This is a genomic window from Desulfovibrio sp. MES5 (assembly GCF_002237645.1).
GTDB lineage: Bacteria > Desulfobacterota > Desulfovibrionia > Desulfovibrionales > Desulfovibrionaceae > Desulfovibrio.
In genome coordinates this window covers 26711-48998 of sequence record NZ_MJUZ01000001.1, presented here as the reverse complement: position 1 = coordinate 48998, position 22288 = coordinate 26711, and the positions used below count along the sequence as shown (strand labels likewise).

The following is a 22288-nucleotide window of genomic DNA, read 5'->3' as shown; positions in this document are numbered from 1 at the left end:
TAACCTCCTCTGCCTGTTCTCACCCTTCAGACACTTTCAAATGGCATTCGGGATCTGGTTGCCCCATCATGTTTCAGGGATCTGTCAGCATATACAATTAATCGCCAGTCTGGCCCGTTTCTTAAGAGCGCCAGAAAACGCCCTGAGCTTTTCTGCAAAAAAACGGCCTGCTCCGGCCCATCCTCAGTATGATACGGGTATCATACTCTCAGCTTGTCAGCAGCTTGCCAAAAAGACAAGACAGTACCGTAAGACTTCCGCACACGGGCGGCCACGAAGCTGACATGTGCCGACAGCGTACCTCTTGCCAGCGACTAAAGGCAACCGCCCTGATATAATTGAACGAGGCAGGATTATCCGAGGCGCGCACGGCACATTTGACCTTAGTATGCCTGCCTATATACCATGTAGTAACTAGGTGGCAAAACACAATACAACTGGTTTCGCTGATCCTTTGGAGCTTGCATGCCCATTTCCCCGCAAACACGTGATTTCATGGTTCGAGGCGTTCTTTACCTGCTGGCCATGTGCATACCCATAGGCGTCAGCCAGGCATGGAACAAACCGGACATCGCCCTGCTGGGCGCGCTGGGAGCACTGTTTGCCCTGTTTATTGCACCACGGTACACGCCCTTGCCGCGCGTGCTGTGCATCGGCGCGGGTGGGCTGCTTGTGTGCCTGGCAGCCGCTGTGGGCGTTTTTACACAGGGCAATAACAACCTTGCTCTTATCCCTCTGGTTATATTCAGCTGGATTGCCGCCCTGCCGCGCCCCGATCAGGCCTACCTCAGCCTTGTGGTCAAAAATATGGCCGCCGCCGCCCTGCTGACCCATTTTGGCCTGACCAACTCTCTGTCTTCGGCGGGCGTCTTCATGTCGGGGCTTGCCCTGGGCGCGACGCTCAGCGTGCTGGGCATACCGTTTGGCAGCGGGCAGGGGCACGGAGCAAGCCCCTTTGAAGAATTCAGGGATTTCATGAGCGGGGCCGTCAATGACCACCTTTACGGCGTGGCGGTGCCCCTTACGGTGCTGCTCTGCACGCTGGCTGCGCGCAATCTGAATTTCAGTCATCCTGCATGGGTGGGGCTGACCGTGCTCTTTGTCATGCACAGTGACGGCGCGACCGAACTGCGGCGCATACGCGACCGGGCCCTGGGCACGGTGCTTGGCGTTGCTGCGGCGGCTCCGGTAGTATTCAACATACAGGCCCCCCTGCCCCTTGCCGGCTGCATCGCCCTGGTCGCCCTTTTCATCCCTTACGCCCAGGCCGGACACTACATGCAGTTCAGCTTTATCATTACCTTCAGCGTGCTCCTGCTTGTGGACATGGCCATGCTGACTACGGGGGGCGACATATCCCTGCTCGGCTGGCGGCTGATCGACACTATCCTGGCCTGCGGCGGCGTTCTTGTGGCCAACCTGACCCTCAGACTGCTGGCTCGCGCAAAACAACAGACCGCGAATAAACAAAGCTGACGCAACGCAGTGAAAAACAATTACATATTTCATCAATCATTTTTTGATTACCCATAGAAAACATTTATCAACTTAAAGTTGATAAAATCCTTGCCTGCCTGCATCAAGATTGATAGCCTGACCCTGGCATATACGCTTTTGGTGGGCATGCCGCCCGTCAGAAACATTGCCAGCCCTCACAAAACCCCACAGCCCGTAGTGTACGGGCTGATCAAGGCCCGCCGCGCGGCATGCCCAGCTTGAAGGCACGGCTGACGCGGCCCGCGAGGTATGCCATGACCGAAAAAACCGGCTTCGAAGCGACCCTGCAAAGGCTCATGCTGGCTCTGAACGCCACGAGCGACGCTGAACTGGCGCGCGCTCTGGGCATCACCCCCCAGTCCGTCAGCGGCGCGCGCAAGCGCGGCGAAGTGCCGCCAGCCTGGATACAGGAATGCGCGGCAGAAACCAACGTAAACGCGCACTGGCTCTTCTTTGGCAGCGGCCCCATGCGCCTTCCCGAAGCGGCGGAGGGTGAGCTTCCCGCAGCTTCGCCAGACAGTGAAGCAGACCTTATCCATATTCCTCTGGCTGAAGCGCGGCTTTCCGCCGGTACGGGCAGCCTTGAGGTCAGCGAACGCAGTGATGACAGCTATGCCTTCAGAGGCGATTTTTTGCGCCGCAAGGGCAACCCCAGGCGTATGGTGCTGATGCGCGTATCCGGCGACAGCATGGTGCCTGAAATCTTTGACAACGATCTGGTGCTGCTGGACAAGGGGCAGACGGAAATCAGCCCCGGCCGCCTGTACGCAGTGGGCTTTGAGGACGCTATCTATATCAAACGTATTGACAAGGTTCCTGGCAAGATCATACTGCACAGCGTCAATCCGGCATATCCCCCTGTCAGTTTGGACTTGCGCGGCGACATGGCCGACCAGTTCAGGGTTATTGGCCGGGTTCTCTGGTCCGGGCGCGAATACCGTTAGAACATTTGCCCTTTGAACGAGGATAAATGATCTGACGCTGCACAAAAGTGCCGCGGCCTGCACCGACTCGCGCAGCCGTCAGAGCGGCTGAGCGTGAAATTGCCCAGGCGGTCAGACAGACCTTGCGCACGGAAGCTTTGTGGCGCTGCGTCTGCGCCTCCGCCCTTGCGCCCCTCTGGCCCTGCGCGTACACTGAAGCTGCTGGTTGTTTTATTCATCAAGGAGTCCAGGATGTTGCGAAGCTGTCTGAAATCTTTTCGCGTAATTTTGCCTGCGTTGGCCATGCTGGCTCTACTGTTCACTGCCCCACCCGCATTCAGCGCAGAGCGCCACGCTGAAGCCCCGACCGTCCATACGAACGGCTCTGGCGCTCCTTCGGCAAAAAACGCCCAGACAAACGCAGTCGGCAATACGCCTGCCTCCGTGAATCCGCCGACAGGCAGCCAGAGCACCGCCCCGGATGCAGATCAGGACGACTTTTCTCCAGCACAGGCTGACAGTCTGTTCAGCCCCGCCTACCAGGCCTGCATGGACCGCGCAGCTGGCGTGACCACTGACATGCAGGATTGCATTGCTGCGGAATTGGAGCGACTGGAGAAGGTCATCGCCCTCAAGCAGGTCGCCCTGGCCCCTGTTTTGGGAGAAGAACGCGCCAAGTCACTGCATGAAGCTGTAGTCGCCTGGGAAAGCCTGCGCAAAAACGGCTCCTCCGCCATGTATGACCCTGACGGCGGCACGCTTTCTCCGCTTATTGCTTCGATGTGGTATCTGGAACAGACCGCCCGCATGGCGCAATGGCTGAACAACCTCGGCGAGAACGCCGAGTAGCCCCTTGCCGGGTGCATCCAACACGCCCATCCACGTTTTGCCGCCTGACGCCAAAGGCAGGACGCGCGACTGCGTACGCGAGCAGGAGCTCACACCTGAACTGTTGGCAGGATGCGGCGGTTCATTGGGAAAAGCTGATCGGCTTTTGCAATGACAAGGCGGCTGCGTCCAAGGCGTGCGGCCAAGGCTGTTGCAGCAACGGCTGTTGCAGTAAACGCTGCTGCGGCAGTGTCCGCAGTACGGGCGCACGGCAAACATCAGCCGTACCGCCCGCAAAAATCTGCCAGACCCCTTAAAGCATGCAACGTTGAAAAAGGGTACATGCTTGAAAGTTGCTCGAGGATCAGCGCCCCGCAACATGGCGCAACTTCAGCCAAAAACCACAGGATTCGGCAGAATGACGAATTTAACTATAAAGCATTTCAGAGGTAGTTTGATCTGATGGCATGGCCGGACAGGCGGCAGCATTGCAGATAAAGCTGCAAATAAAAAATCCCGGTTCGTGCCGGGATTTTTCATTGACGCATCTTGCGCGTCAACGCCACCCGGGGGCGGCCGTCAAAGGCCGCCGCCCGGAGAGCGGTCGCCCACAGCCTGACCGGTGGCTGAGGGCATTTGCGCCAAGGGGAGACTGAGGCAGAAGACTGCCCCGCCTTCCTGGCTGTTTACGGCGGAGAGCTCACCGCCGCGCGCGTGCGCCAGTGAACGGGCTACGGCAAGACCGAGACCCGCATAGCGGCCCATATGGGATTGTGCTGCAGAACCGGGGCGCATGGCGCTGCCGCTGTGGCTGTCATGGTATTGGTCATGACTGCCGCATCCGCTTTGAAGGGCACGCGAACTGAAGAATGGTTCAAAAATATGGGGCATTATGTCCGGCGCTATGCCAGGGCCGGTGTCAGCCACCAGCAAATCATACCAGCTCCTGCCCTGGCCGTCACGCCTTACCTTGGCCGTTACGCGCACAACGCCGCCGTGGGGCATGGCATCCAGAGCGTTTTCAAACAGATGCAAAAATATTTGCCGCAACTCCGGTGCGGACCCCCAGGGTCGCAAACAGTCCTCAACGGCCAGATCGTCTGCCATGCGTTGCCCCTCAGGCAGGCAAGCGCCTGAAAGATCAACCAGACACTGCAAGCCGGTCGCATCAAACCTGTGGCGCAGCAGCTCTATAACTTCGTCAATGATCGCCGCGACGTCCAACGGGCCCGTGCGCGCGTCCAGCCCATGCCCGACCATGAGCAGCTTGCGGGTTATCTCGCGCACGCGCAGGCTTTGCGTACGGATGGTGTTGACGGCCTCGCGCAGCTCGTCAATATCCGGCAGGGCCTGCGCCTCGGGCTCTTCCAGGCAGTCGCGTATGAGCCCGGCGGCCTGCACCACGATATTCAACGGGTTGTTCACCTCGTGGGCCACACCTTCCGCCACGCGGCCCAGGCTGCGCCAGCGCGCGGCTTCCGCCAGCCGGGCTGCTTCCTGCCGGACGGCTGCGCGTTCCTGCGCCTTGCGGCACTCTTCCAGCACCTGTTCAAGGTCCACAGGCTTGGAAAGCCAGTTGAAAGCCCCCCGGCGCATGGCCTGCACGGCCTTGCCCATATCCGCAGCGCCGGAGAGCATCACCACATCCGTCTGGGGATGCTTTTCACGCATGATCTTGAGCAGCGCCACACCGTCCATGCCGGGCAGGCCCACATCAAGAAACACCAGTTCCGCAGGCCAGTCGTGCAAGACATTCAGGGCATCACCGGCATCATGGGCCGTGCGCGTTTCCATGCCGCGCAGGCTCAGACGCTGGGCCAGAGGCCCGGCAAACGCCGGCTCGTCATCAACAATCAGCACGCGCATGGCCGCTCCCGCACGGCGGTCTGATCTGACCGCCGCCACCTGTCTATTTTTCGTGATCCTGCATAATGTCCTTTTCATTCATGACGTCGCGGGCGGAATCAAAGTCGCCGCCTTCTGCCAGAGATACCGCCACCATGGCATTTTCCAGCTTGTCGCGGTAAGCCATGCGGATGCTGCTGAGCAGTTCGTCAATATCCATAGGCTTGCGCAGGAAATTATACGCGCCCATACGGTAGGCGGTCTGCTCTTCGGCATCGCCGCCATGTCCGGTCAGGATGATCACCTGCACCTGCGGATTGCTCTTTTTCACATTGCGCAGCACTTCAAAACCGTCCATGCCGGGCATGCGCAGGTCAAGCACTATGACGTCCGTGGGTTGTTCCACAGCTTGCAGGGCTTCAGGACCATCATAAGCCACTCTTGCCACGAAACCGCGCATGGCAAGGCGTTCGGCCAGCGTGTCCACGAACTGCTTTTCATCGTCCACCAGCAGAATCTTGATGTCTTCCTTGGTCATGGAACTCTCCTTGAAGGCCCGGACATCAGCCGGAGCCGGTTATGCTGCATCTGAGTCGCAGGCGGAAAGTGAAAGAAAGAAGCGCGGCCCCTGCTCTCGCCAAGGCATGAGCGCGGCCCGCCAGCCTGGGCGCATGCCGCTGAGCATGGGACTGCCCGTCATGGCAGCCAGAGCCAATTCCCGGTTGGCTCCTTCCAGCACTTCCACCACAATACCTTCTTCCTTCTGGCGACGTCCGGCGGTGAAGCGCAGTTGCACCTGACCGCCCACCGAGGCGCAGAGGTCGAAAATTTCAAGCAGGGCGCGCAGCACGTCCATTGGAGGCACAGCCGCCCATACGGGCTCGGCGCTTTCGCCGCTTACAAGCCCAATTTGCGCCGCGCGGGCCTGACGGGCTGCCAGCAGGCAAAAGCTGCGGTTCACGCGGGCCAGATCGCACGGGCCGCTATGTTCGCCGCTTTCAGCGCCGCCAGACTGGGCCAGATAGTCCATAGCCTCTGCCAGGGCGGCTCCCTGCCCCACAGAGCGTTGCGCTTCGGCCAGGGCGGCCTCAAGCCGCTGTTTGCCCGCCAAAGCGCCGCCGCCCACGTTCCTGGCGGCGGGAGCGTCAGCCATGGCCGCCAGATCCTGCGCAAGCCCGGCAGATTCACGAATCACCGCAAGCACGTTGCGCATGTCGTGCACTGCTGACGCCAGCAGGCGGGCCGTACATTGACTGGTATTCATGAGCGGCCTCCTTCGCGAGACGCGGCCTCGCGGCACTCACGGACTGCGGCCTCCAAAGTTTCAAGAAAAACATTGAAACTCAGTGGCTTGGTCAGGCAGGCATAGGCCTGGCTCGCGGGCGACAACCCAGTGTCGTCCACGACCTCGTGCCCTGTAAGCAGAATGACCGGCAGATCAGGCTGTGCGGCCTTGAGGCGGTGCAAAACCTCATCGCCAGACAGGCCCGGCATGAGCAGATCAAGAACCACCACATCGGGCGTTTCTTCAGCAACGGCGCTGAGGGCCGCAAGGCCGTCAAAAACCACGCGCACGCTGTGCCCGCGCAGTTCAAGCCGTTCCGCCAGGGTTTCAACAAAATCCTTTTCATCATCAGCCAGAAGTATACGCAGGGCCATCTCTATACCTCCACAGAGCCGTCGGGCGGGGTCAAAGGCAGGATCACGCGCACGGTGCTGCCGCGACCCTCTTCACTTTCCACACGGATTTCGCCGCCAAGACGACGTACGATACCGTAGGTGATAAACATGCCGAGCCCGGTGCCCTTGTCTTTTTTGGTGGAATAGAACGGCTCGAAAATGTGCCGCAACACCTCTGGAGGCATACCCTTGCCATTATCGCACACGGTGACCTCAAGCGCCTGTCCGCCTGAGGGAACGCACCGCACCTTCACAAAGCGCTCCTGCCCGTTCTTCGTGTCGCCGGGAAGCGGGCTGCCCGTCACGGCATCCAGCGCGTTGCCCACGATATTCAGAAAAATCTGCTGCAACTGGCCACGGTCAGAAACAATTTCGGGCAGATTGTCATCCAGTTCCATTTGCAGGCTGACGCCCCTGTTCTTGGCCTCACGCTCAAGAAAAGACAGGGTTTCAGCGATAACTTCGTCAATATGCAGGCTCTGACGATTGGCCTCCATGCGCCGGGCAAAGCCCAGCAGCCTGTGAGTAATGCCGCGCGCCCTCTCCACCGTGCTTTCAATGCCTTCAAGCAGGGTATTGAGCCTTTCCTTGTCTTTGCCCTCGCCGCCTACCTGACCCAGGCTGATCAGGTCACGCGCCAGCCCGGCCTTTTCATAAATGACGGCCAGGGGGTTGTTAACCTCATGGGCCACTCCCGCAGCCAGCCGCCCTATGGACGAAAGCTTCTGGTTGTGCTCCATCTGGGCAAAAACGGCCACCCGGCGCTCATCGCTGGCCTGAAGCCTGTTGACGAGCTGCTTCATGAGCAGATGCGACACAAGGACAATAAGCGCCACGCCGCCGCACAGAACAATCAGCAGTTCGGTGCGCAGGGCTGTCCACGGGCGAAAGGCGTCAGCCATAGGCTTGACTGCCAGCAGCGTGAAATCCGTGCCCGCCAGCCCGCATGAGGCAACCATGAGCTTGCGCCCGGACGGTTCGGTAATAGTGCGCACCACGGTTTCGGCCGTGGCCGGGGGCGCGTTCAGGGGGCAGGATTCCAGGGCTTTGCCGTAGAGGTGGGAATCTGTTTGCAACACTCCTTCTCTGTCCAGCAAAAAAACGTCGGTATCCTGCTCCGGCCCCACGGCAGAAAGCACCTGTTGCAGGCGCAGCGTGTCCACAGCCACACGCAGTGTCCATGAGACGCCGCTTTCTTCCATCCTGTGAACGGCTATGACCATATGCGGATAGCCGCGGTAGCCCAGAAAAACATTGCTCATGTAGCGGCTTTTGATTTCCGTTTCGCGCAGCCAGGGCTTGCCCGAATAGTCCACGCCCTTGAGCTTGTACGGCCCCACGTAGGAAATCTGCATGCCTTCGGAATTGACCAGCCCCATATCCACAAAGCCCTGAAACTCGCTTCTGAGGGACAGAAAAATCCGGTTAAGGGTGCGCTCATCCGCCAGATCCTTGAAGGTATAGGCATGGGCGATGAAGCTTACGGTGGACTCACGCTCGCCAAGATACAGTTCCAGAGCGGCCTGCGACTTGCGGGCCAGCGCGTAGATGGGGCCTTCCACCTCACGCTCGAGGGTTCTGGTATACTGCACATGGCTTATGCCCGAGAGCAGCAGCAACGGCGTTACAGACACCGCCACCATCAGCATGGTCATAAGCCGCCGGAGCGAACGATACCGTGCCGGCGACACGGCATCGGGCACTTCCAGCAGGTGTGCGAACGTGTTTTTTATGACAGCGAACATGGTTTCCTCCGAGGTCTGCGCCGCAAGGCGCACTGGGGCTTGGAGCCGTGCGTTTTTGCCGCGCAGACCTTGGCGGGCAGGCTAGTGCGCTCCGGCCACAAGCACGCCGGACGCAGCAAGGCTCAAAACCAGCACTTCAGCAATGGCGATGCACATCATGAGCCACTGCTTCTGCCGGGCCAGGCTCCAGGCAAGCTGCACAAAGCAGAAAATCGTCAAGGCCGCGAGAAAGGCAATGCCCAGGAAATTGCATATATCCCCTTTGCCCACGAGCGCAAGCCAGCCCCACCCCTGGGGAATGTTCCCCGCCTCACGATAGGCGGCGGCGCTGTGCGTCCAAAGGCGCGGCATTTCATCAAGAGGAATCTGCGGTTCAAGCACGCCGAACACATAGAGGGCGTACGTGACCAGCATCGTCACAAAGCCTATAAGCGAACCGTAAAACAGCGTATCGGCGTAACGCAGCTGCGCCGGTGAAGCCTTGATGTTGTTTTTAACATCCACAGTATTCATACTATCCTCCCAAAAAGTCCAGTCCGGGCGTGAAACTACCAGCCCAAGCCCTTCATGAGGGCTTTGACGCCGGAGAAAAGAAGCACAAAAATCACCATGTAGCGGATGAACTTTGGCTTGGCCACGGCAAGCAGGCGCACACCGACCACAGAACCGAGCATGAGGCCCACAATGGAGGGAATCGCCATAAGGGGAATGACGCAGCCCTGGTTGAGATAAACCCAGGCGGCAGAGGTGTCTGTAATGGAAAGAAGGAACTTGGATGTGCCCACGCTTACCTTGAGCGGCGCGCCCATAAGCAGGTTAAGCACTGGCACGTTGGCCCACCCGGCCCCAAGGCCGAACATGCCCGCCATGATGCCGATGACAATAAAGAGCAGAAGGCCCGCCAGCGTGCGGTGGGTTTTCCATTCCACCACTTCGCCGGTGCTGGGCTCAAGAAAAACGCCATCCATGCCCAGGGCCATACCAATGGCATCCTGCTTGTTCACCACGGGCCGCACGGAGTTTTTGGAAAGCAGCAGCAGCACGGCAATGGCCAGAATGGTAGCGCCAAGGCATGTCTGGATGACATTTGTGGGCAGAGCCAGACCCAGCATTGCCCCCACGATGGCGCAGGCTGAAGCGATCAGCGCTACGGGCAGGGCAAGGCGCAGGTTGGCGAAATTGCGGCGCAGCAGACCGGGACCGGCGGCCAGTGCGCCCGCCAGGGCAACCAGCAGGCCCGCTCCGCGCACGAAGTCGAGATGAAAGGGAAAGAAGCCGCTGACCAGCGGCACAAAGAGCACGCCGCCGCCAACGCCAGCCATGACGGCGATGATGCCGAGAATAAAGCAGAACCCCAGCAGGGCAAGGGGCCAGAACCACCAAGGATGATTATCGATGGGGGTCATGTCAACCGGTTGCGCAGAAGTCTGCTCCAGAGCCTGGCCGGAATCCTGCACCGTGGACGACGCCGCCAAAAGGGCGGATCCATCCACAAAAGTGGCGGTTGCAGCGGGAGCGGCAGTCACGGCGCCAACGGAACCGGAAGTGGGAGCCGACCTCTGCGCGTCGGGCCGGGTCTGATCCCCGTTCTGGGCCAGAGCCGCCATGGGCGCGGCTAAAAACAGAAAAAGCATGACGGGCAACAGCACGAGCTTTGCCGCATAGTCCCTTGCGCCTCTTTTGAAGCATTCACGAAAAACACAGGCCATTGTCTCCCCCTTGCGCCCTTGACCGACGCATTTGTTTTTTCGGTTAGGGCAAGACTAGGATGAGGGACGGGCGCGCACCATCGGGAGATTCCTGATTTGTGAAAGAAAGTTCTAAGGATTTTCCCCAGGCCAAAAAGCCGCCCGGTGCCGGTATGGACGCAGTTACCCCAGACGCCCTGTGCGAGAGGCTAGAAGGATGGGGATCCCCCCGATGCCGCCAGGTCGTGCCACGAAAAAACACTGCCCTGCTCACTGCAAAATCATTGGGCGGGCTGCCGCACTGAGGTGCACATTTTGCCCCAATTGAGAGGTAGGCTGAACACTGCGGCGGCAAGCTTTGCGGCACAACCCGGACTGGCTGGCGCATCTGCCCCCAGTTCTGCCGCCCAGTTCAGACGCCCGATTCAGCGGCATGGTTCAGCCGCACGATTCAGCGACACGCCTGCAGCGGTCCGGCGCGCCGACGGTACGGTTCATGGCCTAACTGGCTCATGACGGTCCGGCGCATCGGCAGGCTGGTTATGTGGCGGATCGGCACATGCCTGCCCGGTTCAGCGGCGGCGATGGAGAAGGTCAGACCTTGAGCAGGCCGTGACGTATGGCGATCTTGACAAGATCCCCCACAGACCCGGCCTGAAGTTTGGTGAGAAGGTTGTACTTGTGGGTTTCAACAGTTTTTGGGCTGATGTGCAGATCACCGGCAATGGCCTTGACGCTCCAGCCGTCTGCCAGAAGACGGAATATTTCTTTCTCGCGGGGTGAAAGAGCGCTCAGATCGCCGCTCCCTTCGCCCCCCGTTTCGTCGGCGGCCTGTCGGCGCGCTCGAAGCAGGGCCGCCAGCCGCCCCCCAGGGTCGGAAAAACTCAAAAAAATGTTGCCCTGGCGCACGCTTTCAATGGCGCGCAGCAGCACGCCCGGCGGTTCAGACTTGCGCACGTGGCCCATGATGCCGATGTCGATAAGTTCCGGCAGCCAGCGCTGGTCTTCATGCCCTGTGTAAATAAGAATGCGCGTGCCGGGGCGTACCTCCAGCACGGCGCGCCCGGTTTCAACGCCGTTCATGCCGGGCATTCCGAGATCCAGCACCATCAGGTGCGGCGACATGGAGGCTGCCAGGGCGACGGCCTCTCCACCGGTGAGCGCCATGCCCACAACCCGCAAATGGGCGTAGGGCGCCAGCAGGCTGCGCACGCCTTCCATCAGCAGTTTGTGATCATCCACCAGCAGGATGCGGCAGATTTCGCCTTGCGTCTGTGTCATATGCCTGTCCGGGCACTCCCGGCTGTTCGTGCCAGCCTGCCCCTTGGGGTTCGGCGGCCTGCAACGGGAGGTTCAGGGTATGCAGAGCTAGACCAGATTACCTTTGAAATACTTCACATTTCAAGGTGTCATTCTTCCGAAAAATGCGATTTGCGGCAACATCCACGCCACGTCGCGGCGCGCCGCACTCGCGTGCAGCGTTAGAGCCTGTGATTTTTTTCTAAAGTACATGCGCTATAAGAGAAAAAGCGACGCCAGACCGAGAAAAATGAAAAAGCCCGCTCCGTCCGTAATTGTGGTAAGAAAAATACTGGACGCGTGCGCCGGATCACGCCCAAGAGCGCGAAAAATAAGCGGTATCGAGCCGCCGGAAACAGCGCCGAGGAGCATGTCGCACATGAGCGCGCCGCCCATGACAGCACCGATGGCAGCCACGCCCGTAAACATCCACGCGCCCACAAAGGCTGTAAAAGCCATCACAAGACCGGTCACAATGCCGATTTTGCCTTCGCGCACAACGGCCATCCAGGCCTTTTTCTGGTCAAAGCGATCCGTAGCCAACTGGCGGATCATGACGGCCAGGGCCTGCTGCCCCGTATTGCCCGCCTGATTGGCCACCATAGGCATGAGCACGGCCAGCACAGCCATTTCAGCAATGCTGCCTTCAAACATGTACACAACCGAAGCCGAGAGGGCCGAGTTGAACATGTTCACGAACAGCCAGGGCAGGCGCTTTCGCACGCTCTCCTTCCAGGGAGTGTCCACGCTTTCTTCAGGGTCAGCGCCCACCATGCCCAGCATGTCGGCGCTGGCCTCTTCATGCATGATGTCCATGATATCATCATAGGTGATGACGCCCATGATGTGTCCGTCATTATCCACAACGGGCATGGCCATGAAGTTGTAGTGCGAAAGCAGGCTGGCCACTTCGCGCCTGTCCGTATCATACGTGACGCTGATAACGCTCTGCCCTGCCGCCGCGTCGCCCACGATGGTTCCGGGGCGGGCCAGCATAAGGTCACGCAGGGAGAGCACGCCCACAAGCACGTCGTGCGAATCCACCACATAGCCGTAATAGGGGCTTTCTTTTTCAGCCATTTCCGAACGGATATGGGCTATGGCCTCATCCACGGTCTGGTTGCATTCCAGCAGGATGAGCTCGGTATTCATGGCCCCGCCCGCGGAATCCGGGTCAAAATTGAGCAGACTGCGCAGTTCGTCGGAGTCTTCGCGGGTCAGTTTTTCCAGCAGGGCGTCGCGGTGGTCCTCATCCAGCTCATCCAGCACGTCGGCGGCGTCGTCCGGGGACATTTCGGCAATAATCTGGGCGGCGACGTCCGTATCCAGATTTTCCAGCACGTCAACGGCCACATTGCCGTCAAGTTCGGCCAGAGCTTCGGCGGCCTCTTCCTTGGGCATGCTGGAAAGCGTGCTTACCTGCTTTTCAAGGCTCAGATTTTCCAGATGATCGGCCATATCGGCCGGGTGCATAAACTCCTGATCCGAATAGTCGGAGTCGTATGCGTCATCACTGAAAGAGGAGTCCTCGGCAGACCAGTCCTGCATTGAGTCATGCTCAGGAGCCGTCGCAACGGGACTGGCCCCGGCGTCGGCACAGCCTTCAGAGCGGGATTCAGCACGGGCTTCAACGCGGTCGGCATCCGTATTCACGGCTGCTGCGCGGTCACTGCCGCCGGACGCGGAATTTATGGGCGCGGGCCTTTCAGACACGGGATCTGCGGGCACTGAGGTTGCGGGCGCGTCCGGCTGCTGGTCCGGCTGTAAAGCCGCAGCCTGAACTCCACGGGCGTCATCCTGCCCCATGCCCTCTTGGGCCCTGATGTGCTGTTTATCTTTGTAGTCTGCCATGGCGCGCCTTTCATCCAAAAAAAATACGTCCCAAAGGAGCAATGATGCCGGAAAACGCGCCTCACAGAGTGAATGGCGCATATGTGAAAATGCTCTCGAGGATCACGCGGCTTGACGCGACGCACTGGGCATTCTATCTACTTCAAAACACCCGCACATCGGCGCAGTCCGCCGTGTGAGGGCCAACACGCCGCGCGTGGCGTCTGGCCACATCGGGCGCCCTCTCACTTAGCATGCGTAAGAAATGGGGACAAGCGCAATGTACACGCCCTGGGCCGCTTTTTTTTCACCGGAAGGACAGCGGCTTCTCCAACAATGTATAGACCTCGCCCTGGAAGAAGACGGCCCCGAACTGACCGCCATGGGCCTTTTTGCTCCCGACGCGTACCTGAACGCAGCAATACGCGCCAAACAGGACACCCTGGTGGTGGGTCTTCCCGTCATCGGCCCGGTGTTCCGCAGTCTGGGCTCACCCTTCAAATGGCAGGCGCTGGCCGTCGAGGCAGCCTCTGTGCCCGCCATGACGGAGGTGGCCCGCATCACGGCCCCCGCCGTGGCCATGCTCAAAGCCGAGCGCGTCATCCTCAACTTTATAACCCATCTTTCGGGCATAGCCAACCTTACGGCCCGCTACGTGCGCGAGCTTGAGGGCACGGGCGTGCGCCTGCTCGACACCCGCAAGACCACTCCCGGCATGCGCTGGCCTGAAAAATACGCCGTTCAGGCGGGCGGCGCGTGCAATCACCGCAAAAACCTTGCGGAGATGCTCATGCTCAAGGACAACCACGTTGACGCCGCAGGTTCCATCACGGCGGCAGTGGCTACCCTGCGCGCCCGCTACACACCCTGCCCGCCCATCGAGGTTGAGTGCCGCACCCTTGAACATGTGCGCGAAGCCATAGCGGCGCGCGCTGAACGCATTATGATGGACAATATGGAAGGCCCGCTTCTGAGCGAGGCCCTGGCCCTGGTGCCGGCGGACATTGAAACCGAGGTGAGCGGCGGCGTCCGTCTGGAGAATATCCGCAAGCTCGCTCTTACAGTCCCCCGCAGGCCAGACTTCATCTCCGTGGGGCGGCTGACCCACTCCGCAGTGGCGGCAGACTTCAGCATGACGCTGCTGCCGGCCTGAGGCCGCCCAGGGCCGCATCTTTTCAGCGCAGGAAAATGACCATGCAAAATATCAGTGCCGAAATTCAGGCTATCAAGCGACAATTGGGCGACAAACTCTGCATCATGGGGCACCACTACCAGAATGACTCCGTGGTGCAGCACTGCGACATTACGGGAGACTCACTGGAGCTGGCCCGGCGCGTGCCCCAGATTGACGCGGACTTTATTGTTTTTTGCGGTGTTTATTTTATGGGCGAATCCGCCGCGCTTCTGGCCAAGCCGGGGCAGTCCGTCTATCTGCCAAGCCTGGACGCGGACTGCCTCATGTCGCAAATGACGCCCGCCCCCCTGGCCCGCAAGGTTCTGGAGCAGCTCTACGCGGCCGGGCGCAAGATCATTCCCCTGGCCTACGTCAACACAGATCTGGCCCTCAAGGCCGTTGTGGGCGAGTACGGCGGCGCGGTGTGCACTTCGGCCAACGCGGGCGTCATGATGCAATGGGCCATGAAACAGGGAGACGGCGTGCTCTTTTTGCCCGACAGGCACCTGGGCAACAACACGGCCACGGCCCTTGGCATACCGCCGCACGACCGGCATGTGCTGCGCATAGGCTCCAAAGGGCTGGTAGACCCGGAAAGCCAGGCGCTGGACAGAAAACTGCTGCTCTGGCCCGGCTGCTGCGCCATCCATGCCCGCTTTGACCCTGATGATGTGCGCGAAATGCGCGCCGCGCACCCCGGCTGCCGCGTCATTGCGCATCCCGAATGCCGCGAAGACGTCATCGCGGTCTGCGACGGCGCAGGTTCCACATCCTTTCTCATCAAGGACGCAGCCCGTGTGGCTGCGGAAGCGCCAGGCTCCACCCTTATCGTGGGCACTGAGAACAACCTTGTTCACCGCCTGGCCGACCGTTTTAACGGCCAGTGCCGCATTATCCCTCTGGGGCACGCCATTTGCGGCAATATGGCCAAGGTGACGGAAAAGAAGCTTTGGACTATACTGACTGAAATTGTTTCACAAAAAGCCACTCCTCTGGAGATTGAGGCGCAACTTTGCCCCCCCGCCCGTCTTTCATTAACCCGCATGCTTGAAGCATGCGGCCTGTGAGGTTTGCCCAGTGAATCCCAGTCGCCGTCATGTGCCCGTATTGATAATCGGTTCGGGCATTGCCGGATGCACCGCCGCCCTTACCCTGGCCGACGCCGGTTATGAAGTGCTTCTTATCAATGCCGGAGCCCAACTGGCCGACGGCAACTCCGAACTGGCGCAAGGGGGCATCATCTACCGCGCCGATCCCCCCGCTAACGCGGCTGCCGACACTGCCCGCAGCCCGGACAAGCAGAATGCCGGGCCTCAGGGCGATGCCCTGGCCCTGGAAAAAGACATTATGGTCGCGGGCCATAATTACAACTATGAAAAGGCCGTGCGCTTTCTTTGCAGTCAGGGCCCCGCATGCGTTGAAAGCGTGCTCATCGACCGTTCCAAGGTTCCCTTTGACCGCAATGAGGACGGCAGCTTCAATCTCACGCGTGAAGGCGGGCACTCCGCCCACCGCATTCTGCACTGCCGCGACTATTCCGGCCGCGCCATGATGGACGGCCTGACCGCGCAGGTTATGCAGCACCCACGCATTACGCGGCTGCACCGCCGCGCCGCCATCGACCTTCTCACAAGCCACCACCACGCCAAAAATTCGCAACTGCGCTACGAGGTCGACAACCGCTGCCTGGGGGCCTATGTGCTCAACGAGGAAAGCGGCGAACCCGAAACCATCCTGGCCGACTGGACAGTGCTTGCCACAGGCGGCGTGGGGCAGATTTTTCTGCATTCAACCAACGCGCCCGGCTGCGTTGGCACGGGCGTGTCCATGGCCTTTCGCGCTGGCGTATCGCTGGCCAATCTGGAATTCATGCAGTTTCACCCCACCGCCCTGTATGAAGAACGCAGCAACCGCCGCTCCCTCATCACCGAAGCCATGCGCGGCGAGGGCGCGCGTCTGCTCAATCACAAGGGGCAGCCCTTCATGAAGGACTACGATCCGCGCGCGGATCTCGCCCCCCGTGACGTGGTCTCGCAGGCCATGATGGACGAAATGCTGCACAACGGCGCGCCCTGCCTCTTTCTGGACGTAAGCGGCGTGCAGCAGGACCTGCCCACGCGCTTTCCCACCGTGTTCCAGAAGTGCCTTGAGGCAGGCATCGACATACGCCGTGAGCCCATCCCCGTGGTCCCGGCTGCCCACTATTTCTGCGGCGGCGTACTCACGGATATACGCGGGCGCACGTCCATGCGCGGTCTTTACGCCATCGGCGAATGCGCCTGCACGGGCCTGCACGGGGCCAACCGCCTTGCCAGCACATCCCTGCTTGAAGCCCTTGTGTGGGGCGTCAGTTGCGGCAAGGACCTCTCCCACCGCCTGAACAGCGAACGCGGCCTTTCAAAAAATCTCGCCGCCTCCATCCCCGACTGGCTGCATGAAGGCGACGAGCGGCGCGATGACCCGGCCCTGGTGGCGCAGGACTGGACCAACATCCGCAATACCATGTGGAACTATGTGGGCATATCGCGTACCGAGGCCCGCCTGCGCCGGGCCTTTGAAGACATGCGCGACCTTGTGCGCCATATACACGACTTTTACAAGCATACACGCATATCCCGCCGTCTGGTGGACCTTTTTCATGGTTCACAGACGGCCTACGTCATCACTCAGGCAGCCATGCGCAACCGCGCAAGTCTGGGCTGCCATCAACGGGTGGACTGACCAAAAACCCGTAACGCGCGTCAAGGCTGGCGCGGCTGAACCGCCCGCCAGCCACCACATAAAGGAAAAACCCCCTCATGAAAAAGCTGCTGAAAACATTGATCATACTGGCCATTCTGGTCGCTGGCGGCCTGACGGCTCTAGGATTCGGGCTGCGCTCCTCCATACAGGAGCAAGTTCTCAATGGGCTCAGCAACCTGTCCCGCAGTCCTCAGGGCAAGCCCTATGCAGCTTCGGCTGATCAAGTGGAATTTTCACCCTTTACGCGCGAAATTTTCATCCGGGGCCTGGCGTTGCGTGGCGAGCAGGCCAATGGGCCGGAAACATGGCTCGCCTCTGAAATCTCTTTTCGACTGCCCCTGCGCATGCTGCTGGCCCTCACGCCCTTGCGGATCATGATCCTCAAAGGCAATGAGCCTATGGACATTGCCGAAAATGTCGTGGTGCGCAATATCGCCATGACGACCCCCAACAGCAGGGTTCTGGTGCAGCGTGAAGAAATGGACGTTATCCGCGCTACGCCCTTTGTCATTGGCCAGGCCCTTGAAGGGCACGAGCCTATCGACATGATCACCGCCACCTACGACATGGGGGCGGACAATACCAGCGCCCATTTTGTCAGCGCGGACATCATCGACGCCAACGGCTCCGTCAAGGTAAGCTTCAAGGAAATGCGCATGTCCGGCTGGAAGGGCCGCTCCATAGCAAGCCTTGCCATCGATGATATGGAGGTCCGCATAGGCGGCGCGCAGACCATGGCCATCGGCCGTATGGTTCAGGAAGGCATAGCCCTGCCTGAAGAAGACATGATGCGCCAGCTTATGGCCCTTAGTGAAAATCCTGAGGCAAAGGAAACCCAGGAGCAGCTTATACCGCTCATGGAAACCATCCTTAACTATGATCCGCCTCTGCTGCGCAAATTTCAGGCCACCGACATGACCTTTGCCGTGGATACAAGCACCGTGCAGGTCAAGGAAAGCCAGTTCGAGTGGTTTTCAAACACGCCCACGCACACCAAAAGCAGCATCACCGGCCTAACCGCGTCTTCCAGGCTCCTTCACTCGGTGCTGGACATGACCCTGCCCCCCCTGAACGTGGATATGGTCTTTGAATCCCGCACCACTGGAGCCGTCAGTCATAAGACAGCCGAAGTGCGCGCTCCGGGGCTGGGGCAGATCGCATGCTCGCTGAACACGAATGATAAACCCGGTTCCCGCATGGCCGAAGAAATTTTCACCCAGAGCTTCAGTGATTTTACGCTGAGCTACAAGGATGACGGCGCTGTCGCATGGATGGGGCTGAACCTTTTTCCGAACGTGCCGCAGGCGGCGGCCACCATCGGAGCCCTCGCCGCCTTGCCCGGCATCAGGGACACCCCGCAGAACGCTGTCATACGCCAAAATCTGCAAGCCTTCGCCGCCAGACCCGGCAGCCTTGACATCAAGACCACTCCCGGGCGCACGGTGCTTGTGCTTGACCTCATTGCCATGCTGGACAATCCCGGCATGCTGCTTACCATAGCAGCCACACCTGGCGATCGCGCCCTTGTGGAGCAGATGGAGGTGCTGCGCCTGACATTTGAGGCCGTACAGGTCATGAACGCGCAGCAGCAACAATAGGGATGTTGCGCAGCAAAGCCTGCTGGCTGCAGCATGGCAGCGCCCTGACAATGATCCGGCAACGCCCCGGCTGGGCGATGGCTAGGGCGGTGGCTGGCAAATCGGGCCACAACCTGGCAAGCCCGATGAAGAGCAACAGGGGCAACCTTGCCGCCCGCGTCGCAAAGGCTTGACGCCGGAGGCTCGCGGGCGCAAACTGCTGGCCTGCAATACTTCATGATGTCGCTCTCCGACGGACGGAACGGCAACCGTACACCTACGGCGCAACAGGAACACGCATCATCCGGCGCATAAACCACGAGGAACAGCCACATGCTCAACAAGTTTCGCCTGCTCACCCCCGGTCCCACGCCTCTGCCGGAGCGCGTGCGCCTTGTTCTGGCCAGGGATATGATCCACCACCGCAAGGGCGAATTCAAAGAAATCATGGCGCAGCTACAGGTAAGCCTCAAAACGCTTTTTGGCACAACCAGCACGGTGCTGCCCCTGTCCTGTTCCGGCACGGGAGCCATGACGGCCGCTGTGTACAGCCTTTTTGCCCCCGGCCAGAAGGTTCTGGTTATCGAAGGCGGCAAATTCGGCCAGCGCTGGCGCGAAATCGCCGTTTCGCACGGCCTTGAGGTACAGTCCATTATTGTGCCCTGGGGCGAGGCTGTCACGCCTGAGGCCGTGGAGGCCGCCCTGAAAGCCGACCCGTCCATTGCAGGCGTGCTTATACAGCTTTCAGAAACGTCCACGGGCGTTCTGCACCCGGTGGAAGAAGTGGCCCGCATTACGCGCAAAAGCCAGGCACTGCTGCTGGTGGACGGCATCTCTGCAGTGGGCCTCTCGCCCTGCCCCATGGATGCATGGGGAGTGGACTGCCTGCTTACGGGTTCGCAAAAAGGCCTCATGCTGCCGCCCGGCCTGGCCCTGCTTGCCCTGTCCGAGCGGGCCTGGGCCTGCGCTGAAAAGCAGACTCCGGGCTGTTTCTACTTCAATCTGATAAAAGAACGGGAATACGTCCACAAGGGGCAGACTCTCTTTACCTCGCCCGTGGGGCTTGTCCTTGGCCTCAAGGAAAGCCTGGACATGCTGCTGGAAAACGGCCTCAAGGCCCTGTATGCCAAGCAGTGGGCGCTTACTATGCTGACCCGCGCCAGCCTTACGGCCATGGGTCTGGAACTTTTTGCCAAGGAACATTTTGCCTGGGGCATCACCAGCGTGCTGCTGCCTGAAGGCGTCGATGGCGTCGAGGTTCTGCGCATGGCGCAGGAAAAGCACGGAGTGTCCATGGCTGGCGGGCAGGACCACTTCAAGGGGCGCATGGCCCGTGTCGGGCATATGGGATGGGTGGACTGGGCCGATGTGGTCGCGGGCATTTATGCCCTTAACGACTGCCTGTGCGCCGTGGGCGGATACTGCGGATCGCGCGACTATCTGGAGCAGGGGCTGGCCGCATACCGGGCCGCTCTGGCGGGAGAGCCGGGCGAACCCTTGCCGCTGGTGTACAACAGCTAGGGAAACGCTGATTTATTTCGTTTGGCAAGGCGCGATCTTTTTTGAAACAGGAGTGGACTCTTCCGTCCTCGACTGTTTCAAAAAAAGTGAAGCAACGCCGCCAAACGAAATAACTGCGCGTTTCCAGGTGGCTCTTTAATCAGTGCTTCCCTGGAGCAGATTACCCTTGAGAATGCGCATTCTCAGATGTTTGCGCATTCATAAAAACGCGGCACGTCGTGAGGCGCTTATCAGCGCGGGCAACCAGCGCCATTGCCATCACGGCGAGCATGCGCGGCGCCAGAGCCGTTTCACAGTGAAACTGCCAGAAACTTGCCCTCAACCGATTACCATGGCGCGACTTGCCGCGCCTGCCAAGCCGGGCGCAGTGCGCCACGAGGTCACCATGAGCCAGAAATCCTGTGGATGCTCATCCGGGCCTATGCCTGAAGTGACGTTTTCTACCTTTATACTTTCGCTGGCCTCATCCGCGCTGGTGCATCTGGGCGAAGTTCCCAGCCCTGACACCGGAGCCACGGAGGCCAACCTGCCGCTGGCCAAGCACAGCATTGACGTGCTTGAGATGCTGCACGCCAAAACGCAGAACTGCCTTGACGACCAGGAGCGAAAGCTGCTTGAGGGCATACTCTACGAACTGCGCTTGAAGTTTGTCATCAAGTGCGGGCCCAACTGCGAATGCCTGTCCGGCAAAGAGCGGAAGCCCGCGTAACACCCGCGTGAGCGCCCTTACGGCGCTTGCCGCAGCGGTGACATGGCCACGGGGCGCGCCTGCCCAAGCCGGCGGGCGTTCTATGCACTTTTTTCAGATGCCTTTGCGGCGTGTTATAAGGACTAGGGCATGAAGACATTCAAAGCGGGTCTGGTGGGCATTACGGGATATGCGGGCATGGAACTGGCACGGCTTTTGGCGAGCCATCCGTCCATGCGTCTCAGCATGGCCTGCTCGCGGGCCGAGTCAGGCAAACGCCTTGGCGAATACTATCCTTTTCTGGAGCACATGCCCGGTTCGGACGTTGTCATAAGCGTTTTTGACGCCGAACAGGCCGCCAAAGAATGCGACGTGGTCTTTCTTGCCGTGCCTGCGGGCACCGCCATGGGCATGGCCGCGCCTCTACTCAAGGCCGGAACCAAGGTTGTGGACCTTTCGGCCGACTTTCGCCTGCGCGACCCCGAAATCTATACCGCCTGGTACAGGCAGGAACACACCCACAAGGACATCCTGCACAAGGCCGTATACGGCCTGCCTGAACTTTACGCGGCCGAGGTATCCCGCGCCAGCCTGATAGCCAACCCCGGTTGCTACCCCACATCGGTGATTCTGGGCCTGTACGCGGCAATCAAGCACGGCCTTGTGCACACTGACGACATTGTGGTGGACGCCAAATCCGGCGCTACAGGCGCGGGCCGCAAGGCCGCCGTTGGCACGCTTTTTTGCGAGGTGTCGGACAACTTCCGCGCCTATGGCCTGCCCACCCACAGGCATACCCCGGAAATTGAGCAGGAAGTTTCCCTACTGGCCGGGCATGACGTGCGCCTCTCGTTCAATACCCACATCCTGCCGCTCAACCGGGGCATTTTGTCCACCATCTATACCCGGCTGAAAGACCCTGCCACCACGCTGGATCAGGTGCGCGACGCCTTCACGAGCACCTGGGCGCACAGCCCCTGGATACGCGTGCTGCCCAAGGGCTCACTGCCCGAAACCCGTTTTGTGCGCGGCAGCATGTTCTGCGACCTTGGTCTTGTGGTAGATCCGCGTACGGGCAGGCTCACCATTTTATCGGCCATCGACAATCTGTGCCGTGGCGCTTCAGGGCAGGCCCTGGCCAACGCCAACCTCATGTGCGGCCTGCCCGTGGGTACCGGTCTCGACATGCTGGCTCCCCTGCCCTGAGGCGGGGACAGGTACAGAGTTTTTTTTGCGCTCCGGCTGGGGGAC

19 protein-coding genes are annotated in these 22288 nt (G+C 60.2%); 10 read left to right on the top strand and 9 right to left on the bottom strand.

The window, feature by feature from the left end; translation table 11 throughout:
- Window positions 1–465 precede the first annotated feature (465 nt).
- From BCS36_RS00215 to BCS36_RS00205, 3 genes are all read left to right on the top strand, one after another.
- Window positions 466–1476: an FUSC family protein gene (locus tag BCS36_RS00215; protein ID WP_291300921.1), complete on the top strand. Its 1011-nt coding sequence runs from the start codon at window positions 466–468 to the stop codon at window positions 1474–1476.
- A gap of 275 nt (window positions 1477–1751) precedes the next feature.
- Complete coding sequence (locus BCS36_RS00210; RefSeq protein ID WP_291300920.1) at window positions 1752–2441, top strand: helix-turn-helix transcriptional regulator; 690 nt, start codon at window positions 1752–1754, stop codon at window positions 2439–2441.
- 423 nt (window positions 2442–2864) lie between these two features.
- Entirely contained in the window at window positions 2865–3269 is a 405-nt protein-coding gene (locus BCS36_RS00205) for a lysozyme inhibitor LprI family protein (protein WP_291300919.1), read from the top strand.
- A gap of 558 nt (window positions 3270–3827) precedes the next feature.
- On the opposite strand, the gene BCS36_RS00200 is transcribed toward BCS36_RS00205, so the two are convergent.
- The 9 genes from BCS36_RS00200 to mgtE all read right to left on the bottom strand — a co-directional run bounded on the left by BCS36_RS00200 (window position 3828) and on the right by mgtE (window position 13053).
- Window positions 3828–5114 (bottom strand): hybrid sensor histidine kinase/response regulator, encoded by a 1287-nt coding sequence (locus BCS36_RS00200; protein WP_291300918.1) that lies wholly within the window; start codon window positions 5112–5114, stop codon window positions 3828–3830.
- Window positions 5115–5157: 43 nt separating this feature from the next.
- Window positions 5158–5631 carry a response regulator gene (locus BCS36_RS00195; RefSeq protein WP_291300917.1) on the bottom strand — a complete coding sequence of 158 codons (474 nt, stop codon included), beginning with the start codon at window positions 5629–5631 and terminating at the stop codon, window positions 5158–5160.
- Window positions 5632–5670: 39 nt separating this feature from the next.
- Window positions 5671–6357: a sensor histidine kinase gene (locus BCS36_RS00190; RefSeq protein WP_291300916.1), complete on the bottom strand. Its 687-nt coding sequence runs from the start codon at window positions 6355–6357 to the stop codon at window positions 5671–5673.
- Entirely contained in the window at window positions 6354–6752 is a 399-nt protein-coding gene (locus BCS36_RS00185) for a response regulator (protein WP_291300915.1), read from the bottom strand. The genes BCS36_RS00190 and BCS36_RS00185 overlap by 4 nt, the downstream gene beginning before the upstream one ends.
- A 2-nt stretch (window positions 6753–6754) precedes the next feature.
- The gene (locus BCS36_RS00180) at window positions 6755–8518 is read right to left on the bottom strand and encodes a sensor histidine kinase (RefSeq protein WP_291300914.1); all 1764 of its coding nucleotides are present in this window, start codon (window positions 8516–8518) and stop codon (window positions 6755–6757) included.
- Window positions 8519–8599: 81 nt separating this feature from the next.
- A complete protein-coding gene (locus BCS36_RS00175) occupies window positions 8600–9031 on the bottom strand; it encodes a DUF1634 domain-containing protein (protein WP_291300913.1) in 432 nt (143 codons plus the stop codon).
- A 35-nt stretch (window positions 9032–9066) separates the two neighbouring features.
- Window positions 9067–10227: a sulfite exporter TauE/SafE family protein gene (locus BCS36_RS00170; protein ID WP_291300912.1), complete on the bottom strand. Its 1161-nt coding sequence runs from the start codon at window positions 10225–10227 to the stop codon at window positions 9067–9069.
- 573 nt (window positions 10228–10800) lie between these two features.
- On the bottom strand, window positions 10801–11487 hold the full coding sequence (locus tag BCS36_RS00165; RefSeq protein ID WP_291300911.1) for a response regulator transcription factor: 687 nt from the start codon (window positions 11485–11487) through the stop codon (window positions 10801–10803).
- A gap of 234 nt (window positions 11488–11721) precedes the next feature.
- On the bottom strand, window positions 11722–13053 hold the full coding sequence (mgtE, locus tag BCS36_RS00160; RefSeq protein ID WP_291300966.1) for a magnesium transporter: 1332 nt from the start codon (window positions 13051–13053) through the stop codon (window positions 11722–11724).
- Window positions 13054–13615: 562 nt separating this feature from the next.
- On the opposite strand from mgtE, the gene nadC reads away from it, so the two are divergent.
- The 7 genes from nadC (at window position 13616) to argC (ending at window position 22243) form a co-directional block, all read left to right on the top strand.
- Window positions 13616–14488: a carboxylating nicotinate-nucleotide diphosphorylase gene (gene nadC / locus BCS36_RS00155; RefSeq protein ID WP_291300910.1), complete on the top strand. Its 873-nt coding sequence runs from the start codon at window positions 13616–13618 to the stop codon at window positions 14486–14488.
- A 35-nt stretch (window positions 14489–14523) separates the two neighbouring features.
- Window positions 14524–15576 (top strand): quinolinate synthase NadA, encoded by a 1053-nt coding sequence (nadA, locus tag BCS36_RS00150; RefSeq protein WP_291300909.1) that lies wholly within the window; start codon window positions 14524–14526, stop codon window positions 15574–15576.
- Window positions 15577–15586: 10 nt separating this feature from the next.
- Window positions 15587–17230 (top strand): L-aspartate oxidase, encoded by a 1644-nt coding sequence (nadB, locus tag BCS36_RS00145; protein ID WP_291300908.1) that lies wholly within the window; start codon window positions 15587–15589, stop codon window positions 17228–17230.
- 77 nt (window positions 17231–17307) lie between these two features.
- Window positions 17308–18849 (top strand): hypothetical protein, encoded by a 1542-nt coding sequence (locus BCS36_RS00140; protein WP_291300907.1) that lies wholly within the window; start codon window positions 17308–17310, stop codon window positions 18847–18849.
- 312 nt (window positions 18850–19161) lie between these two features.
- The gene (locus BCS36_RS00135; RefSeq protein WP_291300906.1) at window positions 19162–20349 is read left to right on the top strand and encodes an alanine--glyoxylate aminotransferase family protein; all 1188 of its coding nucleotides are present in this window, start codon (window positions 19162–19164) and stop codon (window positions 20347–20349) included.
- Between the two features lie 385 nt (window positions 20350–20734).
- Entirely contained in the window at window positions 20735–21058 is a 324-nt protein-coding gene (locus BCS36_RS00130; RefSeq protein ID WP_291300965.1) for a DUF1844 domain-containing protein, read from the top strand.
- 129 nt (window positions 21059–21187) lie between these two features.
- Window positions 21188–22243, top strand: coding sequence for an N-acetyl-gamma-glutamyl-phosphate reductase (gene argC, locus BCS36_RS00125; RefSeq protein ID WP_291300905.1), 1056 nt, complete (start codon window positions 21188–21190; stop codon window positions 22241–22243).
- Window positions 22244–22288 lie beyond the last annotated feature (45 nt).

Coding starts and splice junctions, on each gene's coding strand:
- BCS36_RS00215 (WP_291300921.1), top strand. CDS start 466: ATGCCCATTTCCCCGCAAACACGTGATTTCATGGTTCGAGGCGTTCTT.
- BCS36_RS00210 (WP_291300920.1), top strand. CDS start 1,752: ATGACCGAAAAAACCGGCTTCGAAGCGACCCTGCAAAGGCTCATGCTG.
- BCS36_RS00200 (WP_291300918.1), bottom strand. CDS start 5,114: ATGCGCGTGCTGATTGTTGATGACGAGCCGGCGTTTGCCGGGCCTCTG.
- BCS36_RS00195 (WP_291300917.1), bottom strand. CDS start 5,631: ATGACCAAGGAAGACATCAAGATTCTGCTGGTGGACGATGAAAAGCAG.
- BCS36_RS00190 (WP_291300916.1), bottom strand. CDS start 6,357: ATGAATACCAGTCAATGTACGGCCCGCCTGCTGGCGTCAGCAGTGCAC.
- BCS36_RS00185 (WP_291300915.1), bottom strand. CDS start 6,752: ATGGCCCTGCGTATACTTCTGGCTGATGATGAAAAGGATTTTGTTGAA.
- BCS36_RS00180 (WP_291300914.1), bottom strand. CDS start 8,518: ATGTTCGCTGTCATAAAAAACACGTTCGCACACCTGCTGGAAGTGCCC.
- BCS36_RS00175 (WP_291300913.1), bottom strand. CDS start 9,031: ATGAATACTGTGGATGTTAAAAACAACATCAAGGCTTCACCGGCGCAG.
- BCS36_RS00170 (WP_291300912.1), bottom strand. CDS start 10,227: ATGGCCTGTGTTTTTCGTGAATGCTTCAAAAGAGGCGCAAGGGACTAT.
- BCS36_RS00165 (WP_291300911.1), bottom strand. CDS start 11,487: ATGACACAGACGCAAGGCGAAATCTGCCGCATCCTGCTGGTGGATGAT.
- mgtE (WP_291300966.1), bottom strand. CDS start 13,053: ATGCAGGACTGGTCTGCCGAGGACTCCTCTTTCAGTGATGACGCATAC.
- nadC (WP_291300910.1), top strand. CDS start 13,616: ATGTACACGCCCTGGGCCGCTTTTTTTTCACCGGAAGGACAGCGGCTT.
- nadA (WP_291300909.1), top strand. CDS start 14,524: ATGACCATGCAAAATATCAGTGCCGAAATTCAGGCTATCAAGCGACAA.
- BCS36_RS00140 (WP_291300907.1), top strand. CDS start 17,308: ATGAAAAAGCTGCTGAAAACATTGATCATACTGGCCATTCTGGTCGCT.
- BCS36_RS00135 (WP_291300906.1), top strand. CDS start 19,162: ATGCTCAACAAGTTTCGCCTGCTCACCCCCGGTCCCACGCCTCTGCCG.
- BCS36_RS00130 (WP_291300965.1), top strand. CDS start 20,735: ATGAGCCAGAAATCCTGTGGATGCTCATCCGGGCCTATGCCTGAAGTG.
- argC (WP_291300905.1), top strand. CDS start 21,188: ATGAAGACATTCAAAGCGGGTCTGGTGGGCATTACGGGATATGCGGGC.